Source organism: Caulobacter zeae, from assembly GCF_002858925.1.
Lineage (GTDB): Bacteria > Pseudomonadota > Alphaproteobacteria > Caulobacterales > Caulobacteraceae > Caulobacter > Caulobacter zeae.
The window spans coordinates 72,107-88,397 of sequence record NZ_PJRS01000046.1; the positions used below are offsets into that span (position 1 = coordinate 72,107).

22 protein-coding genes are annotated in these 16,291 nt (G+C 69.3%); 9 read left to right on the forward strand and 13 right to left on the reverse strand.

Annotated elements, in window-relative coordinates; genetic code table 11:
• Positions 1–30: 30 nt before the first annotated feature.
• The 5 genes from SGCZBJ_RS22265 to SGCZBJ_RS22285 all read right to left on the reverse strand — a co-directional run bounded on the left by SGCZBJ_RS22265 (position 31) and on the right by SGCZBJ_RS22285 (position 2,843).
• Entirely contained in the window at positions 31–609 is a 579-nt protein-coding gene (locus tag SGCZBJ_RS22265; protein ID WP_101720117.1) for a nucleotidyltransferase family protein, read from the reverse strand.
• A complete protein-coding gene (locus SGCZBJ_RS22270; protein WP_101720118.1) occupies positions 584–1,018 on the reverse strand; it encodes a hypothetical protein in 435 nt (144 codons plus the stop codon). Before SGCZBJ_RS22270 ends, SGCZBJ_RS22265 begins: the two co-directional genes overlap by 26 nt.
• 74 nt (positions 1,019–1,092) lie before the next feature.
• On the reverse strand, positions 1,093–1,896 hold the full coding sequence (gene thiD, locus SGCZBJ_RS22275) for a bifunctional hydroxymethylpyrimidine kinase/phosphomethylpyrimidine kinase (RefSeq protein WP_101720223.1): 804 nt from the start codon (positions 1,894–1,896) through the stop codon (positions 1,093–1,095).
• Between the two features lie 74 nt (positions 1,897–1,970).
• On the reverse strand, positions 1,971–2,483 hold the full coding sequence (gene rcdA, locus SGCZBJ_RS22280; RefSeq protein ID WP_101720119.1) for a protease adaptor protein RcdA: 513 nt from the start codon (positions 2,481–2,483) through the stop codon (positions 1,971–1,973).
• 153 nt (positions 2,484–2,636) lie between these two features.
• Positions 2,637–2,843 carry a DUF1192 domain-containing protein gene (locus SGCZBJ_RS22285; RefSeq protein WP_101720120.1) on the reverse strand — a complete coding sequence of 69 codons (207 nt, stop codon included), beginning with the start codon at positions 2,841–2,843 and terminating at the stop codon, positions 2,637–2,639.
• Between the two features lie 75 nt (positions 2,844–2,918).
• Between SGCZBJ_RS22285 and SGCZBJ_RS22290 the strand changes: the two genes are divergently transcribed.
• Both SGCZBJ_RS22290 and SGCZBJ_RS22295 read left to right on the forward strand, forming a co-directional pair.
• Positions 2,919–3,893 carry an NAD(P)H-quinone oxidoreductase gene (locus SGCZBJ_RS22290; RefSeq protein ID WP_101720121.1) on the forward strand — a complete coding sequence of 325 codons (975 nt, stop codon included), beginning with the start codon at positions 2,919–2,921 and terminating at the stop codon, positions 3,891–3,893.
• Between the two features lie 289 nt (positions 3,894–4,182).
• A complete protein-coding gene (locus SGCZBJ_RS22295; RefSeq protein WP_101720122.1) occupies positions 4,183–4,896 on the forward strand; it encodes a DUF1013 domain-containing protein in 714 nt (237 codons plus the stop codon).
• Positions 4,897–5,048: 152 nt separating this feature from the next.
• Here the strand turns inward: SGCZBJ_RS22295 and SGCZBJ_RS22300 are convergent, their stop codons facing one another.
• Positions 5,049–5,222, reverse strand: coding sequence for a YdcH family protein (locus SGCZBJ_RS22300; RefSeq protein WP_058346543.1), 174 nt, complete (start codon positions 5,220–5,222; stop codon positions 5,049–5,051).
• A 133-nt stretch (positions 5,223–5,355) separates the two neighbouring features.
• Here SGCZBJ_RS22300 and SGCZBJ_RS22305 point away from each other — a divergent pair, with 133 nt between their 5' ends.
• The 3 genes from SGCZBJ_RS22305 (at position 5,356) to SGCZBJ_RS22315 (ending at position 6,731) form a co-directional block, all read left to right on the forward strand.
• On the forward strand, positions 5,356–5,973 hold the full coding sequence (locus SGCZBJ_RS22305; RefSeq protein WP_101720123.1) for a UbiX family flavin prenyltransferase: 618 nt from the start codon (positions 5,356–5,358) through the stop codon (positions 5,971–5,973).
• Between the two features lie 5 nt (positions 5,974–5,978).
• Complete coding sequence (locus SGCZBJ_RS22310; RefSeq protein ID WP_101720124.1) at positions 5,979–6,428, forward strand: TIGR02444 family protein; 450 nt, start codon at positions 5,979–5,981, stop codon at positions 6,426–6,428.
• A gap of 81 nt (positions 6,429–6,509) precedes the next feature.
• Positions 6,510–6,731 carry a YdcH family protein gene (locus SGCZBJ_RS22315; RefSeq protein WP_101720125.1) on the forward strand — a complete coding sequence of 74 codons (222 nt, stop codon included), beginning with the start codon at positions 6,510–6,512 and terminating at the stop codon, positions 6,729–6,731.
• Positions 6,732–6,934: 203 nt separating this feature from the next.
• On the opposite strand, the gene cdd is transcribed toward SGCZBJ_RS22315, so the two are convergent.
• Positions 6,935–7,366, reverse strand: coding sequence for a cytidine deaminase (gene cdd, locus SGCZBJ_RS22325; RefSeq protein WP_101720126.1), 432 nt, complete (start codon positions 7,364–7,366; stop codon positions 6,935–6,937).
• 89 nt (positions 7,367–7,455) lie between these two features.
• Positions 7,456–7,728: a BolA family protein gene (locus SGCZBJ_RS22330; protein ID WP_101720224.1), complete on the reverse strand. Its 273-nt coding sequence runs from the start codon at positions 7,726–7,728 to the stop codon at positions 7,456–7,458.
• Positions 7,729–7,786: 58 nt separating this feature from the next.
• On the opposite strand from SGCZBJ_RS22330, the gene SGCZBJ_RS22335 reads away from it, so the two are divergent.
• A complete protein-coding gene (locus SGCZBJ_RS22335) occupies positions 7,787–8,440 on the forward strand; it encodes a J domain-containing protein (protein ID WP_101720127.1) in 654 nt (217 codons plus the stop codon).
• A gap of 4 nt (positions 8,441–8,444) precedes the next feature.
• Here SGCZBJ_RS22335 and SGCZBJ_RS22340 read toward each other — a convergent pair whose 3' ends face one another.
• The 3 genes from SGCZBJ_RS22340 to SGCZBJ_RS22350 form a co-directional block, all read right to left on the reverse strand.
• Positions 8,445–9,272, reverse strand: a complete 828-nt coding sequence (locus tag SGCZBJ_RS22340; RefSeq protein ID WP_101720128.1) for a hypothetical protein — start codon at positions 9,270–9,272, stop codon at positions 8,445–8,447.
• Positions 9,273–9,333: 61 nt separating this feature from the next.
• Positions 9,334–9,639, reverse strand: coding sequence for a TonB family protein (locus SGCZBJ_RS22345; RefSeq protein WP_101720129.1), 306 nt, complete (start codon positions 9,637–9,639; stop codon positions 9,334–9,336).
• 58 nt (positions 9,640–9,697) lie between these two features.
• A complete protein-coding gene (locus SGCZBJ_RS22350; RefSeq protein ID WP_165799413.1) occupies positions 9,698–11,053 on the reverse strand; it encodes a glycoside hydrolase family protein in 1,356 nt (451 codons plus the stop codon).
• 401 nt (positions 11,054–11,454) lie between these two features.
• Between SGCZBJ_RS22350 and SGCZBJ_RS22355 the strand changes: the two genes are divergently transcribed.
• Positions 11,455–11,940, forward strand: coding sequence for a ribonuclease H (locus SGCZBJ_RS22355; RefSeq protein WP_101720131.1), 486 nt, complete (start codon positions 11,455–11,457; stop codon positions 11,938–11,940).
• A gap of 139 nt (positions 11,941–12,079) precedes the next feature.
• Here the strand turns inward: SGCZBJ_RS22355 and SGCZBJ_RS22360 are convergent, their stop codons facing one another.
• Positions 12,080–12,457 (reverse strand): methylglyoxal synthase, encoded by a 378-nt coding sequence (locus tag SGCZBJ_RS22360; RefSeq protein ID WP_101720132.1) that lies wholly within the window; start codon positions 12,455–12,457, stop codon positions 12,080–12,082.
• A gap of 168 nt (positions 12,458–12,625) precedes the next feature.
• Here SGCZBJ_RS22360 and SGCZBJ_RS22365 point away from each other — a divergent pair, with 168 nt between their 5' ends.
• Together SGCZBJ_RS22365 and SGCZBJ_RS22370 are read left to right on the forward strand one after the other, a co-directional pair.
• Positions 12,626–13,837 carry a glycosyl hydrolase 53 family protein gene (locus tag SGCZBJ_RS22365; RefSeq protein ID WP_101720133.1) on the forward strand — a complete coding sequence of 404 codons (1,212 nt, stop codon included), beginning with the start codon at positions 12,626–12,628 and terminating at the stop codon, positions 13,835–13,837.
• Positions 13,838–13,879: 42 nt separating this feature from the next.
• Positions 13,880–14,695 carry a hypothetical protein gene (locus tag SGCZBJ_RS22370; protein WP_133149310.1) on the forward strand — a complete coding sequence of 272 codons (816 nt, stop codon included), beginning with the start codon at positions 13,880–13,882 and terminating at the stop codon, positions 14,693–14,695.
• On the opposite strand, the gene SGCZBJ_RS22375 is transcribed toward SGCZBJ_RS22370, so the two are convergent.
• The gene (locus SGCZBJ_RS22375; RefSeq protein ID WP_101720135.1) at positions 14,692–16,290 is read right to left on the reverse strand and encodes a peptide chain release factor 3; all 1,599 of its coding nucleotides are present in this window, start codon (positions 16,288–16,290) and stop codon (positions 14,692–14,694) included. The two genes, SGCZBJ_RS22370 and SGCZBJ_RS22375, sit on opposite strands and share 4 nt — an antisense overlap.
• Position 16,291 lies beyond the last annotated feature (1 nt).

Sequence of the window (16,291 nt, forward strand, 5' to 3'; positions counted from 1 at the left end):
AGAGGGCGGCGACCGCCGCGTCCAGAGCGCTCACCCCTCGACGGTGATCTCCGGCCAGCGGGCCTTGGCAGAGCCGGTGGTGCGCGCCCAGCCGCCCGCCCCCTTCACCCGCAGCGGGTTGGGCCGCAGGCGCATGGCGAACAGGTCGTCCAGGCCGAACGGCGCCCAGACGCGCAAGGTCTCGTCCGTCTCCAGCCGCACGCCGACGCAGAAGGCCGTCGCCACGAAGCGCTCCAGGGCCTCGGCGCTGGAGCGCAGGGCCGGATAGGGCTCGTCGGCGCCGAACTTCTTCTCGAACCACAGGTGCACCCGGGCCTGGTTGCGCACCTCGACCAGTTCGCGCAGCGGCGGCTCGAAGGCGGCGGCCACGCGCTGAATCACCACGTCCTCGGCCTCGTAGGAGGTGTCGCCGTCGTCGTGATAGGCGACGTCGTAGTCCTTGATCCCATAGTCCAGCGGCCGCCCGGTCAGGTGGTTGAACACCGGCTGGTAGACGGCGCCCGAAAAGATCATCCAGTCGGGCAGGTCAAGGTCACGGACGGTGCGCAGCACCTGCATGGTCGTCGGCGTGGCGCGGACGATCTCAACGAGGCGTTCTTCCAACGGCATCGGGTCTTCTCTGGGTGTCGATCAGGACGGTTTGGGTCGGCGACCAGGCGGGGCGGATGGCGGCCAGGCGATCGGGCCTGGTGCAGAACTCGTCGGGGACGCCGTCGATCGGATACGAGCCCTCGACCGTCACCCTGCGCACGCCGATCACCTTGCAGCCGCGGATCCGCAGCACCAGCGTTTCGTACGGAGCAACCCAGCGGCCCCGCCACCAAAGGCCGCCCAGGCGTGAACAGTAGGGCTTCAGTTCGGCCGCCAGGTTCGAGCGTCGCAGCGAGCCCGTGAGATGGACGGCCGGCTCCACGTCCAGCAACCACGGCGGGGCGGGGTCGTGCACGCAGACCACGTCGGCGTCGTCGCCGAACACCTTGGCCAGCGAGACCTCGCCCGAAGCCTTGGAGATGTCCACGCCATCGACCCGGATGCAGCCACAGAGGCCAAGGCTCGCGACGATGGAAAGGATCGCGAGCCCGGCCCGCCCCATCAGCGCACCGGCCAGGCGTGGTCGAGCGGGCCATGGCCCTTTCCAAGCCCCGGCGCGCGCAGCATGGCCTCATGGACGTAGTTCCAGGCCCGGGCCACAGCGTCGGTCAGCGGCAGGCCCTGCGACAGGCCCGCGGCGATCGCCGAGGCCAGGGTGCAGCCGGTGCCGTGGGTGTGGCGGGTGTCGATCCGCTCGCCCTCGAAGCTGGTCTCGCCCTGCGGGGTGATCAGCAGGTCCACGACCCGTTCGATTCCTTTTTCGCTCTTGTTGGCGACATGGCCGCCCTTCATCAGCACCGCCTTGGCGCCCAGGGCCAGCAGGGCCTCGCCGGCGCGGCGCTGGTCGTCGATCGTCTCGACCGGCAGGCCGGTCAGGGCGCTGGCCTCGGGGGCGTTGGGGGTCAGCAGGGCCGCGCGCGGGATCATCAGCGACTTGACCGCATCGATCGCCTGCTCGGCCAGCAGCGACGCGCCGCCCTTGGCGATCATCACCGGATCGACCACGGCCGGAATCTGCGGGGCGCTGGCCAGCACCCGGGCCACGATCTCTACCACGCCCACGTCGCCCAGCATGCCGGTCTTGAAGGCGTCGGCGCCGATGTCGTCAAGCACGGCGCGGGCCTGGGCCTCGATCACCTCGAGCGGGATCGGATGCACGCCGGTGACGCCCAGGGTGTTCTGCACGGTGACGGCGGTAATGGCCGTGGCCGCATAGCCGCCGAGCGCGGTGATGGTCTTGATGTCGGCCTGGATGCCCGCGCCGCCGCCGGAATCGGATCCGGCCAGGACGAGCACGCGGCCCAGGAATTGTGAATCGGAGGAAGGCGCTTGGGTCACGCGCCTCTCCTACCCCGCTTTTAAACTTGGTTGAACCGGTGTCAGGCCGCTCCGAAGGCGGCGGTCAGACGGTCGAACTGGGCCTGAACGGGGCGCGGAGCCTCATCGACGGCGGCGGCCTCGACATACATGCGCTGGTCCAGGTGGCGGACGCGCTCGTACAGGCGCTCGGAGCGCTGCAGCAGACTGACCAGACCGAAGGGCAGGTCCTCGATGGCGGCCTGCTGCTCGCCGGCCTCCAGGGCCAGGCGGTAGTTCTCGGCGCAGGCGGCCTCGGGGGCCATCTCGCCTTCCTTCACCGCGCGCTGCACCAGCAGCCACGAGGCGACCTGCATCAGGCGGGTGGTCAGGCGCATGCTCTCGCTCGCATAGGCCAGGGCGGCGTTGCGCGAGAGGATCTTGCTGTCGTGACGGCCGGCCCCGTCGAGATAGGCCGCGGTCTCCTCGACCAGCAGCATGCCCTCGTCGAAGGTGCGGTCGAACAATTCCGAGCGGGCGAAGTCCTGGATGACTCCCGCCCGCCAGGGGGCCGTGGACGCGTTCGGATCGGTCATGTCTACTCAATGCCCCAAAGGCCGCGAGGACGTCTCGCTTGTCGGGGTGGACTGCAACCCCCGTGCCAAGTCTTAACGTCCCGTTTCGCGACCGCCCGAATCGGTGCGACCGGCAGGCGCACGCCAACGTCCACTGCTAGCGTAAACCTTTCGTTAGTCTAGGCGACCAAACAGCGCATCGGCCGCCGCGCGTCCCGCTTTCTTCTTGCTGAGTTGGGCCTTGGTGCGGGCGATCTCGGCCTCCAGGGCTTCGATCCGCTCTTCCAGTTCACGCACGCCGTAGCTCTCGAGATCCTCGTGCGTGGCCGTGTTCAGCGCGTCGCCGCGGAACGCGCGCGGCTCGACCGGCTCTTCGATCATGGGTGACCTCCCTTTCCGACCGACCATGAGACGCCTACCTAGGGCCCAACGCAAGCGCGACGGAGCGACAGGCCTATGTCCCAGACCATGACCGCGATCGAGATCGAGGGCGGAAAAGGGGCGGCCGACGCCCTGCGCCCGGCAGAGGTCGAACGCCCCACGCCGGGCCCTGGCGAGATCCTGATCCGGGTGCATGCGGCCGGCGTCAACCGCCCCGATCTCTTGCAGCGCCTGGGTTTCTACCCTCCGCCCCCGGGCGCGCCGACCACGCTGGGGCTAGAGGTCGCCGGCGAGGTCGAGGTCGCCGCGGGCCGCTGGAAGGTCGGCGACAAGGTCTGCGCCCTGCTGGGCGGCGGCGGCTACGCGCAGTACGCCGTGGTCGACGCCCGCCAGGCCCTGCCGATCCCCGAGGGCTTCGATTTCGTCCAGGCCGCGGCCCTGCCCGAGACCGTCTTCACCGTCTTCGCCAACGTGTTCGAACATGGCGCGCTGAAGCCTGGCGAGACCATTTTGATTCATGGTGGCACGTCCGGTATCGGGACAACGGCGATCGCCATGGCCAAGGCCGCCGGCGCGACCGTCATCGCCACCGGCCGCGGGGCCGACAAGAAGGCCAAGGCGCTGGAACTGGGCGCTGACCTCGCCGTCGACGCCAAGACGGAAGACTTCGCCGAGATCGCCAAGGCGGCCGGCGGCGTCGACGTCGTGCTCGACATGGTCGGGGCCGCCTATTTCGACAAGAACCTCGACGCCCTGAAGACCGGCGGCCGCATCGTCTACATCGCCGCCCTGGCCGGCGGGACGCTGGAGGTGCCGGTGATGAAGGTGATGCAGAAGCGCGCGGTGATCACCGGCTCGACCCTGCGTCCCCGCCCCGCCGACGAAAAGGCCCGCCTGGCCGGCGAGGTCGAGCGCACGGTGTGGCCGTGGATCGCGGCCGGCAAGCTGACGCCGATCGTCGACGCGACCTTCCCCCTGGCCGACGCGGCCAAGGCGCACGCCCACCTGGAAGCGGGCGAGCACGTAGGCAAGGTGGTGCTGGTGGCGTAGGGCGCCCCTGAAGACCCTCTCCCCGAAGGGGGAGGTGTCGGCGAAGCCGACGGAGGGGGATGTGGCCTGTGTGAGTTTGCAACCGCTTCAGCGTCAGCAGGGACTTCCCCCTCCGGCCCTCCGGCCCTCCGGGCCACCTCCCCCTTCGGGGGGAGGGTTCCGGAGTAGCGGCCAAGCCGACGACAGATGATCGATCCCCGTTCCCTTTCGCTCAGAACCGCATTATAGCTCGGTGTTGAACAACCCCGCCCGGCCGAAAGGTCGGGCGCCGTCATTTCTGGAGGACCGCATGTCCGACATCCTGATGCCCAAGGCGACCGCCGTCTGGCTCGTGGACAACACCTCGCTGAGCTTCGAGCAGATCGCCGACTTCTGCGGCCTGCACCCGCTGGAAGTCCGTGGCATCGCCGACGGCGAAGTGGCGCGCGACATCCGCGGCGCCGATCCGATCGGCAACGGCCAGCTGACCCGCGAAGAGCTGGACAAGGCCCAGGGCAACCCGAACTACCGCATGAAGGCGCAGGTCAGCCGTCACGCCGAGCTGCTGAAGCCGGCCAAGAAGGCCCCGCGCTACACCCCGGTGTCGCGTCGCCAGGACCGTCCGGACGCCATCGCCTGGTTCATCCGCCACCACCCGGAAGTGACCGACGCCCAGATCTCCAAGATCCTCGGCACGACCAAGGCCACCATCGAGCAGGTGCGCAACCGCACCCACTGGAACGCGGCCAACATCAAGCCGGTCGACCCGGTGACCCTGGGCCTCGTCGGCCAGCTGGAACTCGACGCCCTCGTCAAGAAGGCCGCCGAGAAGAAGGCCAAGGACGACGCCAAGCGCGGCATCGTCGCCGAAGACCCGACCCTGCGTCCGGCGGCCGAGACGGCCTACCTCACCGAGGAAGAGCAGGAAGAGCGCGACATCCGCGCCTCGCGCGCCGAACCGAAAGCCGAAGACGTGTTCGGCTCGTTCTCGGGCAATGTCGACGACGAGGACGACGAGGACTGATCCTCGGCCGATCCCGGACAGTAAAAAGGCCCATCCGACGCTCGGGTGGGCCTTTTCTTTGCCTTTCGGCCGGAGCGTGCTCACCACGCTCCAAATGTTCTTTGGGGGCGCCTGCTTATCCGTTTCCGATCTCTGTCGGAAACGAGCAGGCTCTAATGGAGCCGGGCTCGAAGTCCCTCTATCTCCTCCTTGAGCCTTAGCTTCTGCCGCTTGAGCTCTCGGAGCCTGGTGGCGTCGCTACCCGGACGGTTGGTCTCCTCCTGGATCGTGCGGTCGAGGTTCTCGTGACGGGACCCCAGCTCGCGGATACGGGATTCGATGGCCATCGGTGAGGCCTCCTTTTGGGCTGTTGACCGAGGGAGTGAACACCCGCTGGCCCGGACTGTCAGATCACATATGATTGCAACCAGCAGCGCTTGACGTGGCGCCGCTTAATCCCGTGACGGACGAAAATTCACCATGACGGACGCCGCAGCCCCCGCCTCCAAGCCCCGCCTGGTCGTCGGAATTTCCGGCGCCTCGGGGGCCATGTACGGCCTGCGCGCCCTGGCCGCCTGCCGCGAGCTGGGCGTCGAGAGCCACCTCGTCATGAGCAAGTCGGCGGCCCTGACCCTGACCCAGGAGACCGGCCTTGCGGTCGGCGACGTCGCCGCCATGGCCGACGTCGTGCACCGCGTCGGCGACGTCGGCGCCTCGATCGCCTCGGGTTCCTTCCGCACCCTGGGCATGATCGTCGCCCCCTGCTCGGTGCGGACCATGAGCGAGATCGCCACCGGCGTGACCTCGTCCCTGCTGACCCGCGCCGCCGACGTGGTGCTGAAGGAACGCCGGCCGCTGGTGCTGATGGTGCGCGAAAGTCCGCTGCACCTTGGCCACCTGCGCACCCTGACGCGCCTGGCCGAGATGGGCGCGGTGATCGCCCCGCCGGTTCCGGCGTTCTATGCGAAACCCGCCTCGATCGAGGAGATGGTCGACCAGTCCGTCGGCCGCGTCCTCGACCTCTTCGGCCTGACCTGGGGGCCGGTGAAGCGATGGGGCGAGGACCTGCCAACCGTCAATCAAGCGGACGAAAATTAACGGCCATGCGGTTCTGGGACTGGGCGCTTTCCGTCTATGCGCGACAGCCTGTCGCAGTCGCGTGCCTGCACCTGCAGGACGCCCACGGCCAGAACGCGCCGTTCCTGCTTTGGGCCGCCTGGGCGGCGCTGGAGGGACGTCCCGTCGACCTGCCGCGCGCGGCCGCCTTGGTCCGCGCCTGGGACGCCGAGATCGGCGCGCCCCTGCGCGGCGTACGCCGGGCGCTGAAGCCCTCTCGTCCCGATATCGACGACGCGGCCCGCGAGATCTTCCGCGACCAGGTCAAGGCCGCGGAACTGGCCGGCGAGAAAGTGCTGATGGAAAGCCTGGAGGCGACCTGCGGCCCGGTCGACGCCACGCGCGACGTCTATGGCGCGCTGCTGGCGGCGGCCCGCGCCACCGGCGATCCGCCGCACGAGGCGGCTCTGGCGCGACTTGCCGACGCCCTCGCCTGAAGATCCGAGAGGGACCTTTACCGGCCGTCAGGCTTTGCTATCTATCACCGCTTTCGGACAGGGGCCCCAGGAGGAACGTCCATGAATGACGACGATCCTTCGGAAGACACCGTCATCGCGGTGGAGCGCCGCCTGGCGACGCTGCGCGAGGAGCACCAGGACCTGTCGGACGCCGTCACGGCCCTGGAGGAACGCCCCCAGCCCGACATGCTGCAGATCGCCCGCCTCAAGCGCCGCAAGCTGGCCCTGAAGGACGAGATCGTGCGCCTGGAAGACCAGGTCACGCCGGATATTATTGCTTGATCAGCGAACCTCCCCCTCTGGGGGAGGCGATCGCGCCAGCGATCGGTGGGGGGCGTGACCGCGAAACCCGCCAAGGTCTGCGAAAGCTGAAAACTTCCCCCTCCGGCTCTCCGGGCCACCTCCCCCAAAAGGGGGAGGATTTTCGCGCCGAGATGCTCCCCCTCTGGGGGAGCTGTCGCGAAGCGGCTGAGGGGGCCCTCCCCCTACTCCAGATCCCCCGGCCCGAACGCTTCCGGCAACAGGCTCCAGAACGGCGTCCGCTGCGTCGCCTCCCCGCCCTGCACCGAGACGATCTCGCAGGTCTTGGCGGCGAACTCGCCGATGCGCTGGCGGCAGGCGCCGCAGGGCTGGACCACCGCGTCCGAGCCGGCGGCGATGTAGACGCGCTCGATCCTGCGCCCGCCGGCGGTGATCATCGCCCCGATGGCGGTCTGTTCGGCGCAGGTGCCCGACGGATAGGCCGCGTTCTCGACATTAACGCCGAAATGCACGCCGCCCTGGTCGTCGACCACGGCGCTGGCGACGGTGAAGTTGGAGTAGCGGGCGTAGGACCGCGCCAGATAGGCCGGCAACCGCGCGGCGATGGCGGCTTCGTCGGAGCCTGAAAAGTCGGAAGAAAGTCGTGCGGCGCTCATGCCATCCCTCGGATCCCGGCAGGATCGCGCCGGGAACCGAGGCAATCAGTCGCGGGGCGGTTATGCAAGCGCAAACCGCACCTCCCGGTTCAGCTTTCGCCCGGCGCCAGGGCGACGATCGACAGGGCGTGCACGGGCCCGGCCATCTCCTCGCGCAGGGCCTGGAAGATCAGCCGCTGGCGGGCCACGCGGGGTTTGCCGGCAAAGGCCTGCGCCTCGATGGTCAGGTTGAAGTGGCTCTCGCCGCCCACGCGGTGGCCGGCATGGCCGTTGTGGCGGTCGCTGTCGTCCACCAGCACCAGCCTTGTGGGCGAAAAAGCGGCGTTGAGCTTGGCTTCGATGGCGTCTGCGACGGCGCCCATGGTGATCTCCGGCATGTCAATCCTTGAACGGAAATAGCCTGCGCTTACTCTAAGCGCCATGAGCCGCGCGTTCGAATACCGCCCCAAGTTCTTCGACATCCGAGTCCGCCCGCCCAAGCCGGGCGAGGAGGAGGGTCCGCGCGCGGACGACGTCTACAAGCTCAAGCCCGGCCAGAAGCGCTGCGAGCATCCCGACTGCCTGCGCCCGGCCGAGGCCAAGGCCCCCAAGAGCCGCGACCTGCCCGGCCAGTACTACAACTTCTGCCAGCAGCATGCGGCCGAGTACAACAAGAACTGGAACTTCTACGCCGGCATGAACGAGGGTCAGATTCGCGCCGAGCAGGAGCGCGAGAAGATGACCGGCGGCCGGCCGACCTGGAGCATGAAGGCCGACGCCGGCTCGCGTGAGGCCGCCGCCGCCGCCGCCCGCGACGCCCGCAACATGGCCGACCCCTTCGGCCTGTTCCGCGCCCAGCAGCGGAAAGCCGAATCGGCCGCCGCCGGCCGCGCCCTGGGCAAGCTGGAACGCCAGGCCCTGGCCGACATGGACCTGGACGTCGACGCCGACGCCGCGGCCATCCGCACGCGCTACAAGGAACTGCTCAAGCGCTGCCACCCCGACATGAACGGCGGCGACCGCAGCGCCGAGCACAAGCTCCAGCGCGTCATCAAGGCCTACAAGACCCTGCAGAAGTCGGGACTGGCGAAGTAGGCGCTCAGCGCGCAAGCCGCCGGTAGCCCTTGCGCTCGAAATAGCCGGGCTCGTCGGCGGCCTCCGGCTTCGCCGCCGGCACGGGCCGCGGGGCGTCGGGCGGGGCTTCCAGCCGCCAGCCCCGGTCGTGGACGAGCATGGCGCGCGCCGACTCGCCGGCCTGGAACTCGCAGACCATCTCCAGCCGATCGCGCTCCAGCCAGCGCGCCGGCTGACAGGCCTCCTGGCTGGTGGCGACGAACTTCAGTCCATCCGGCCCGACCGCGAACACCGACAGGTTGGAGCCGTAGTCGTCATGGCCGGCGATCACCAGCCAGCGACCATCCGGCGAGGCGCTGGGCAGGCCCTGCCCCAGAACGACGAGCTCTCCCCGGGCCTCCACCAGCAGGGTGATCTCATCGCCTTCGCCATGGAAAAAGCTAAGATACGGATAGCGGCGCGGCCCCAGGGCCAGTTCGCCCAGGAAACGCCAGCGGCTGCAATTGTCGAAACCCTCGCAGAGGTTGGCGTCGTCGGCGAACGAGGCCACGTCGCGCCCGTCGTGGCGAATGAAGAGGACGTCGCCCTCTCGGCGGGCCAGGCCCGGCGTCGCGGCGATGTGGCGAGCCTCGGCCTCCCTGCCCTCGCTCAGGCTCTGGCGCAGCAGCCGTCGCTCGTCGATCGCCATCTCGGCGAAGACCAGCGCGAACTCTTCGGAGGGCGTGGGGACGTAGGCCGGCGCTTCCGCGGCCAGGGCGCGCTCGCGCCGAACGGCCAAGCCGCCGGCGACGGCGAGGCTTCCCGCCATCACGGCGAGCGCGATCACCCAGCCTGCGCGGTGTCCCGAAGCCATGGCCCAGCTTTAGGCCGGGCCGAACGTGAAGGCGAGCCCGGAAACGTGCTCGCCCTTTGATTTAGCGGATACGGATGCGGATCGGCACGTCGATGAACGAGCCGGCGCGGCTCTTGCCGTCCGGACCCAGGAGCTCGACCTGGATCTGCGAGGCCATCTGCAGAGCCGCGTCGCCGACGCCGAGGTCGGTGGGGCTCTCGGCCTGGACGCTGCAATCGGTCAGGCCGCCGTTGCTCTTGACCATGCAGCTGAGCAGGGCGACGGCTTCGCGCGGTTGCGCCACCTGGACCACGCGGGCCTGCGGCTCGGCTTGCAGGGCCGGAGCGACGGTGGTGACGGCGGCGGCGAGAACGAACGAAGCGATCACTGTATCTTCCCTATGGTCTTGTCGGATGGCCCGTCAGGGCTCCGCGTTTCATTTCGGGTCAGGCGGCGTTCGCCTGCTTGATCCGCTGCAACCCCTGGGCCGCCATGTCGGTCAGCGACCGCAGGCCCAGTTCGGCGAAGACGTCGAACGCCACCGCCAGGGCGGTGGCCGCGCGGTCCAGGCGCCCGTCGTCGCGGCCGGTGATCTCGACCCGGGCCTCGTAGAGACGGGCGAGATTCATCTGGGCCACGGCCCACCCGGCGGGGTCGCGCGCGCCGGGCTGCTCGGCCAGCTCGGCCTTGAAGGCCAGCTCGGCGGCGTCGAGCACGGCCAGGTCCGCGGTCAGCTCGGCGCAGCGCGCCAGGCTGAGGGCGCGGTTGTTGGCGACGGCGGCGCGCAGGGTCAGCGCCGGCTGCACCTTCACGATGTGGGTGGCGCGGTCGAAGCAGGTGACGGCCTGCTCGAAGCAGCGCTCGGAGGTCGTCGCCTCGCCCATGGCCTGCAAGGTCTCGCCCAGCGAGGCCTGGGCGCGGGCCCAGTCCAGCGGGCTGTGGCCGGGGTCCAGCGGCTCCAGGGCCTGGGTCGCGGCCTCGACGGCGTCGGCGATCAGCGACAGCTCGCCGTCGAAGTCGCCCAGGCGGGCCAGGGCCTCGGCGCGCATCAGTTCGAGGCGCGACCAGGTCAGGGGCTCGAAGTCGGCATCGAGGGCGGCCAGCGCCGTCCGGGATTCGGACAGGGCGACCTCGACCAGAGCGCGGTCCTTCAGGCGCACGGCGCAGGCCAGCAGCAGGTCGATGCGGGCGGCGCGCTGCTCGGCCAGTTGCAGGCGGGCGCCGCCGGACTTGGCCCCGCGCTCGCCAGCCAGGGTAGCCAGCGGCGCCTCGAAGGCCTGGGCCGCGGCCAGGGCGCGGTCGATGTCGTTGTCGGACAGGGCCATGCGCCCGTCGACGGCGGCCAGCAGGCTGGCGGCCAGGGCGGCGTGCGGGCCGTGGGCCGTCTTGGCCAGGGAAAGCGTCGCGCCGGCGGCGGCGTGCAGGCCCTCGTCGCCGAACAGTTCGGCGCCCAGCATGGCCAGCACCGCCTGCTCGCAGCGGGCGGCGCAGACGAGGTCGGCCTTGCGTTCGGTGTCGGCCAGCCGGGCGGCGGCCTCGGCCTGGGCCGCGCCCTTGCGCAGAGCGGCGGCGTCGCCGGTGCGGCGGGCCACTTCGCGCCAGACCACGGCGGCTTCCAGAAGGCGGACCGCGCGATCCTTGCAGCCGATACGGCCGGCGGCGACGTCGGCGGCGCGGGCTTCGTTGGTCAGCAGGCGCAGGTCCATCAGTTCAAGCAGCGCGGTGTCGCCGCCGGTCAGGCCTTCTCGATGCGCCGCGGCATGGGACATCCGTCCCTGGCCCTCGACGCCCAGAAGCCTCATCAGATCGCGCCCCACGAATTCGAACATCGCTCGCGTACTCCGCACCGGGATCGTCCCACCTCGGCACGGCCGGGATGGATTTAACGCGAGATCAGCAAAACCGGAGCCAACGCTCTTAACAAGGGGTTAACAGGTCTGAATCCGCCATTAACCACGAATATTCAGATCACATTAACTTTGATCGCTCCGGCGGCCGGGAAATCGGCGATTTTGACCCATTTTGGCACGCTTTTTGCTTGATCCACACACAACCATTGGATGGTGCGATCGCACAATTTATAACGACGTTCACCAATATAAAAATGACGTTAACTCTAAGATTTAGGACATTGTTTATATTTCGTTCACGTTCGTGAACGGGCGGGATGGCGGATCAGCACGCGAAACGCTAGGAAGCGGCCATGACCAGCCCCGCCGTGACCCTCTGGACCGCCGCCCTCTGCAAGCAGGATCCCAGCTATGGCGGCTGGGCGTTCGTACGGAAGCTGGACGGCGTGTCGGGCGCGGCCGCGATCAAGGGCGCGGCCGGCGGCGAGCGCCGGACGTCTCCGGCGAAGATGAGCCTGACGGCCCTGATCGAAGCGCTGACCAGCCTTGCGGACCTGCCGGCCGACACGGCCGTGACCCTGCGCTTCGCCGATCCGGCCCTGGCCGGCGAATTGGTGGCCAGCGACGGCGCCTACGCCACGGCCGAGCCCGAGGCCTGGGCCGCAGCCCGCGCCCTGGTCGCCGCGCGATCCTCGCTGAACCTGGTCCCGCTGGCGGCGAGCGCGCCGCAGACCGGCTTCCTGGCAGCCTGGGCCGAATTCGGCCAGGACACCTCCAAGAGCCGCGGCAGCTTCAAGGCCGCCATTCCGAAGCCGAATTTGATGAAGTTTCCGGGGTGAACCGGAAGGAACCTCCCCCTGTGGGGGAGGCGATCGCGTAGCGATCGGTAGGGGGCGTGGTTACACGCCGACCAGCGCTCCACCGGCTGAAAACTTCCCCCTCCGGCCTTCGGCCGCCTCCCCCACAGGGGGAGGTTCTTTACCCCAACCCCTTCACCACCAGCGTCGCCGTCGCTGGGTTGCAGGCGAACGGGATGTCGGCCAGCGTCGCCAGGCGGATCAGCGCCTTGACGTCGACGTCGTGTGGCTGGGGCGACAGCGGGTCCACGAAGAAGATCAGGATATCCAGGCGCCCTTCGGCGATCATCGCGCCCAGCTGCTGGTCGCCGCCCAGGGGACCGCTCTTGAGGCGGGTCAGTTGCAGCTGCGGCAGCGCCTCCAGCACCCGGCCGCCGGTGGTGCCGGTGCCGTAGAGGATGCTCTTCTCCAGGAACGCCGCATTGGCCTTGGCCCAGGCCACGAGGTCGGCCTTCTTGTCGTCGTGGGCCACGAGGCCGATGGCGAGCTGGCGGGTCATGCGGGGAAGGCTCCGGTTGCGAACGTTCCTCCCTATAGCGGCTGGCGAGGCCGCCGCCAGCCCGACTGCGCCCTTCCCTTCTGGCGCGCATTGCCGCTAGGATACATATTGAAATGATATCTCAAATAATGAGACCGCCTAGATGAGCGGTCCTGGAGGAAGCCGCCGATGACCGTCGACCGCCGCGCCATCGGCGCGGGCCTCGCTGGCCTGCCCCTGCTCTCGGCCGCGCCGATGGCCCTGGCCGCGACGCAAGGTGCGCGCCCCGGCCCGTACCTGCTGGGCGCCGACATCACCTGGATCCCGCAGGACGAGGCCGACGGCGCGCAGTTCTTCGCCAATGGCCGCCGGCAGGACATCCTGGCGATCCTGGGCGACGCCGGCTTCAACGCCATCAAGATCCGCGTCTTCGTCAATCCCGAGAACGGCTACTCGGCCCGGCGCAAGACCGACCCGTGGGCGGGCCTGGCCCAGACGGTCGCCATGGCCAGGCGGATCAAGGCCGCCGGCATGCACCTGACGATCAGCTTCCACTACAGCGACACCTGGGCCGACCCGCAGAAGCAGGGCAAGCCCGCCGCCTGGAAGGACCTTTCGTTCGACGCCCTGGTCAAGGCCGTCGGCGACCACACCCGCCAGGTGCTGGGCGCGCTGGTGAAGGCCGGCGCCAAGCCCGACATGGTGGTGATCGGCAACGAGATCACCTTCGGCATGCTCTGGCCCGACGGCCGCGTGCCCCTGCCCGTTCCCACCGGCAACCCGGCCACCGACGCGGTGCACCTGAACGTTCCCGACGCCGGGGGCTTCGACAAGCTGGCCAGGCTGCTGAGCGCCGGGCTGGACGCCTCGCGCGAGGCCGTGCCGGGCGTGAAGACCAGCCTGCACAACCACCTGGGCCGTCATTGGACCATCGTCAGCCACTGGATGGACAGCCTCTTGGCGCGCGGCGTGCGCTTCGACGCCACGGGCTTCTCCTGCTACCAGCAGGCGGCCGAGGGCGACTGGGCCAACACCTTCGCGCGCTTCGGCGAGCGCTACCGCGACCACGGCTTCTACGTGGCCGAATATTCCAGCCGGAAGCGCTACGTGAACGATCTGGTCTTCAACGCGCCGGGCCAGCGCGGCTGGGGCGCGTTCATCTGGGAGCCGACCCGTCACCAGGAGGCGATCTTCGACCAGGACGGCAAGAACGCCGGCGAGGGCCCGCGCCCCAACCTGCTGTCGCAGGGCATCAACGCCGCCGAGGCCCCCGGCGCGGCGATCGCCGGCGCCCCGCCGCCGCATCCCGAAAGGACCGAGCACGGCGGTCGCTACGACGCCAACGCCTTCATGGAGCTGTATCGCCAGATGGCGCGGGACTACGGGCTGAAGAAGGTGTGACGACACGCTAGAAACGGCGCTTCAAACCCTGGAGACCATAGCGTGAGTGAAGTGGAGATCGACGGGCGCCTGCTGCAACGCTGGTTGAAGAGCGACGCGGCCGATCCGGCTGTGCTGGCCGGCTGCGCGCTGGATGACGGCGAGGCCGACGAGCCCTTGCCGATCCTCGAGGTCGATCTTTCCCGCCAGGCGCTGGTCTGCGGCGGACAAAAGGGGCGCGTGCGGTTTCCGTTCGGGCGGTTGCCCGACGGCCTGCTGGTGGCGCCGAGGCCCGACCATCCGGCCGTCGCGGCGGTCAGGGCAGCCGTCTCGCCGCAGGAGCGCGTCCACCAGAGGATGCGCGACGAACTCGGCGCGGAATATCCCAGGCCCTTCGCCTCGGTCGCCGATCTGGAGGCCGTCCACGCCGCCGAGATGGCTCGGCGCGACGGCAAGCTGCCCGAGCGCGCCCTGCGCGGTCCGTGGGTGCGGGCGCTGAAGCGGAATGAACTGCATCGCCAAGGCGCCCAGCTGGCCCAGTCGTGGCGCGAACTGGCCAATTCCTGCGGCGCGCCGTGGTCGGACATCGCCCTGCACCTGGCCTGGTTCCAGCGCCAGGGCGGACATCCCAACCGGGCGATCGAGACGGCGCGAGACTTCTGGCGCTCCAAAGCGCCCGCCTCCCAGACCGAGATCGCCATGCTGGCGACGGTGGAGGCGGCCGCCTGGATCGACCGCTTCGAGCGCAAGGGCGGCGCCCCGCCCGACCTGGTCGAGGCGCGCCGAGCGGCGGCCAAGGCCTACGCCATCTCGCCGACCGATCCGGAGATCCAGACCGTCTATCAGCGCCTGAAGGCGGCCGAGGCCGGTCCGGGCTAGCCCCGCTCCCTGGTCCGCTCGAAGCGCACCTTCGGATAGCGTTCGGCGACATAGCCGATCTCCCAGGCGCTCTTGCCCAGGAACACCGGCTGGTCGTCGATGTCGCGGCCCATGGCCGACTTGTGCTTGTTCTCGAAGTCCTCGACGTCGGCGCGCTCGCCGACCAGCCAGCGGGCCTCGGCATAGGGGCTGGCCTCGAAGATCACGTCCAGCTGGTACTCGTTGCCCAGGCGGTCGGCCATGACCTCGAATTGCAGCTGGCCCACGGCGCCGACGATGAAGTCGGAACCGATCATCGGGCGGAACAGCTGGGTGACGCCTTCCTCGGCCAGGCCCTCCAGGGCCTTCTTCAGGTGCTTGGCCTTGAGCGGATCCTTCACGCGCACGCGGCGCAGGATTTCCGGGGCGAAGTTGGGCAGGCCCGCAAAGCGCAGGGCGCCGGTCTCCGACAGGCTGTCGCCCACGCGCAGGACGCCGTGGTTGGGAATGCCGATCACGTCGCCGGCGAAGGCGTCCTCGGCCAGTTCGCGGTCGCTGGCGAAGAACATGATCGGCGCGTTGACGCTCATGGCCTTGCCGGTGTTCTGGGCCTTCAGCTTCATGCCGCGCGTGAAGCGGCCGCTGGTCAGGCGCAGGAAGGCGATCCGGTCGCGGTGATTGGGGTCCATGTTGGCCTGGACCTTGAACACGAAGCCCGAGACCTCGTTGTCGCCCGGGGCGACGTGGGTCTCGGCGCCGGCCTTGCTGGCCTTGGCCGGCTTGGGCGCGGGCGCATAGGCGCCGATGCCGGCCAGCAGCTGGTCGACGCCGAAGTGGCGCAGGGCCGAGCCGAAGAACACCGGCGTCATGTGGCCCTCAAGGAAGCTCTGGACGTCGAACGGCTTGCCGGCCTCGGTGACCAGCATGGCGTTGTCTTCCAGCTCCGAGCGTTCCTCGGGGTCTAGGTACTGGACGATGGCGTTGCCGTTGAAGGCGACGGCGTCGGGGTGGCCCTCCTCGTCGGTCGAGCTCTTCTTGGCGTAGGGCAGGAACTGCTGGCTGCGCAGGTCGAGCATGCCCTTGAAGCGCCCGCCCGAACCGGCCGGCCAGTAGAGCGGCGCGGGGTCGAGAGCCAGCTTCGAGGAAACCTCGTCGAGCAGCTCGAACGGATCCTGGGCCTCGCGGTCCATCTTGTTGATGAAGGTGATGATCGGGATGTCGCGCAGGCGGCACACCTCGAACAGCTTCAGGGTCTGGGGCTCGATGCCCTTGGCGGCGTCCAGCACCATGACGGCCGCGTCGGCGGCGGTCAGGGTGCGGTAGGTGTCTTCCGAGAAGTCTTCGTGGCCCGGGGTGTCGAGCAGGTTGAACATCAGGCCGTCGTGGTCGAACGTCATCACCGAGGCCGACACCGAGATCCCGCGCTCGCGCTCGATCTTCATCCAGTCCGACTGGGTGCGGCGGGCCTGGCCGCGCGCACGCACGGCGCCGGCCGCACGGATCGCCCCGCCGGCCAGCAGCAGGTTTTCCGTCAGCGTCGTCTTGCCGGCGTCGGGGTGGCTGATGATGGCGAAGGTGCGCCGACGGGCGGCTTCAGCGGCGGGAGAGGTGCTCATC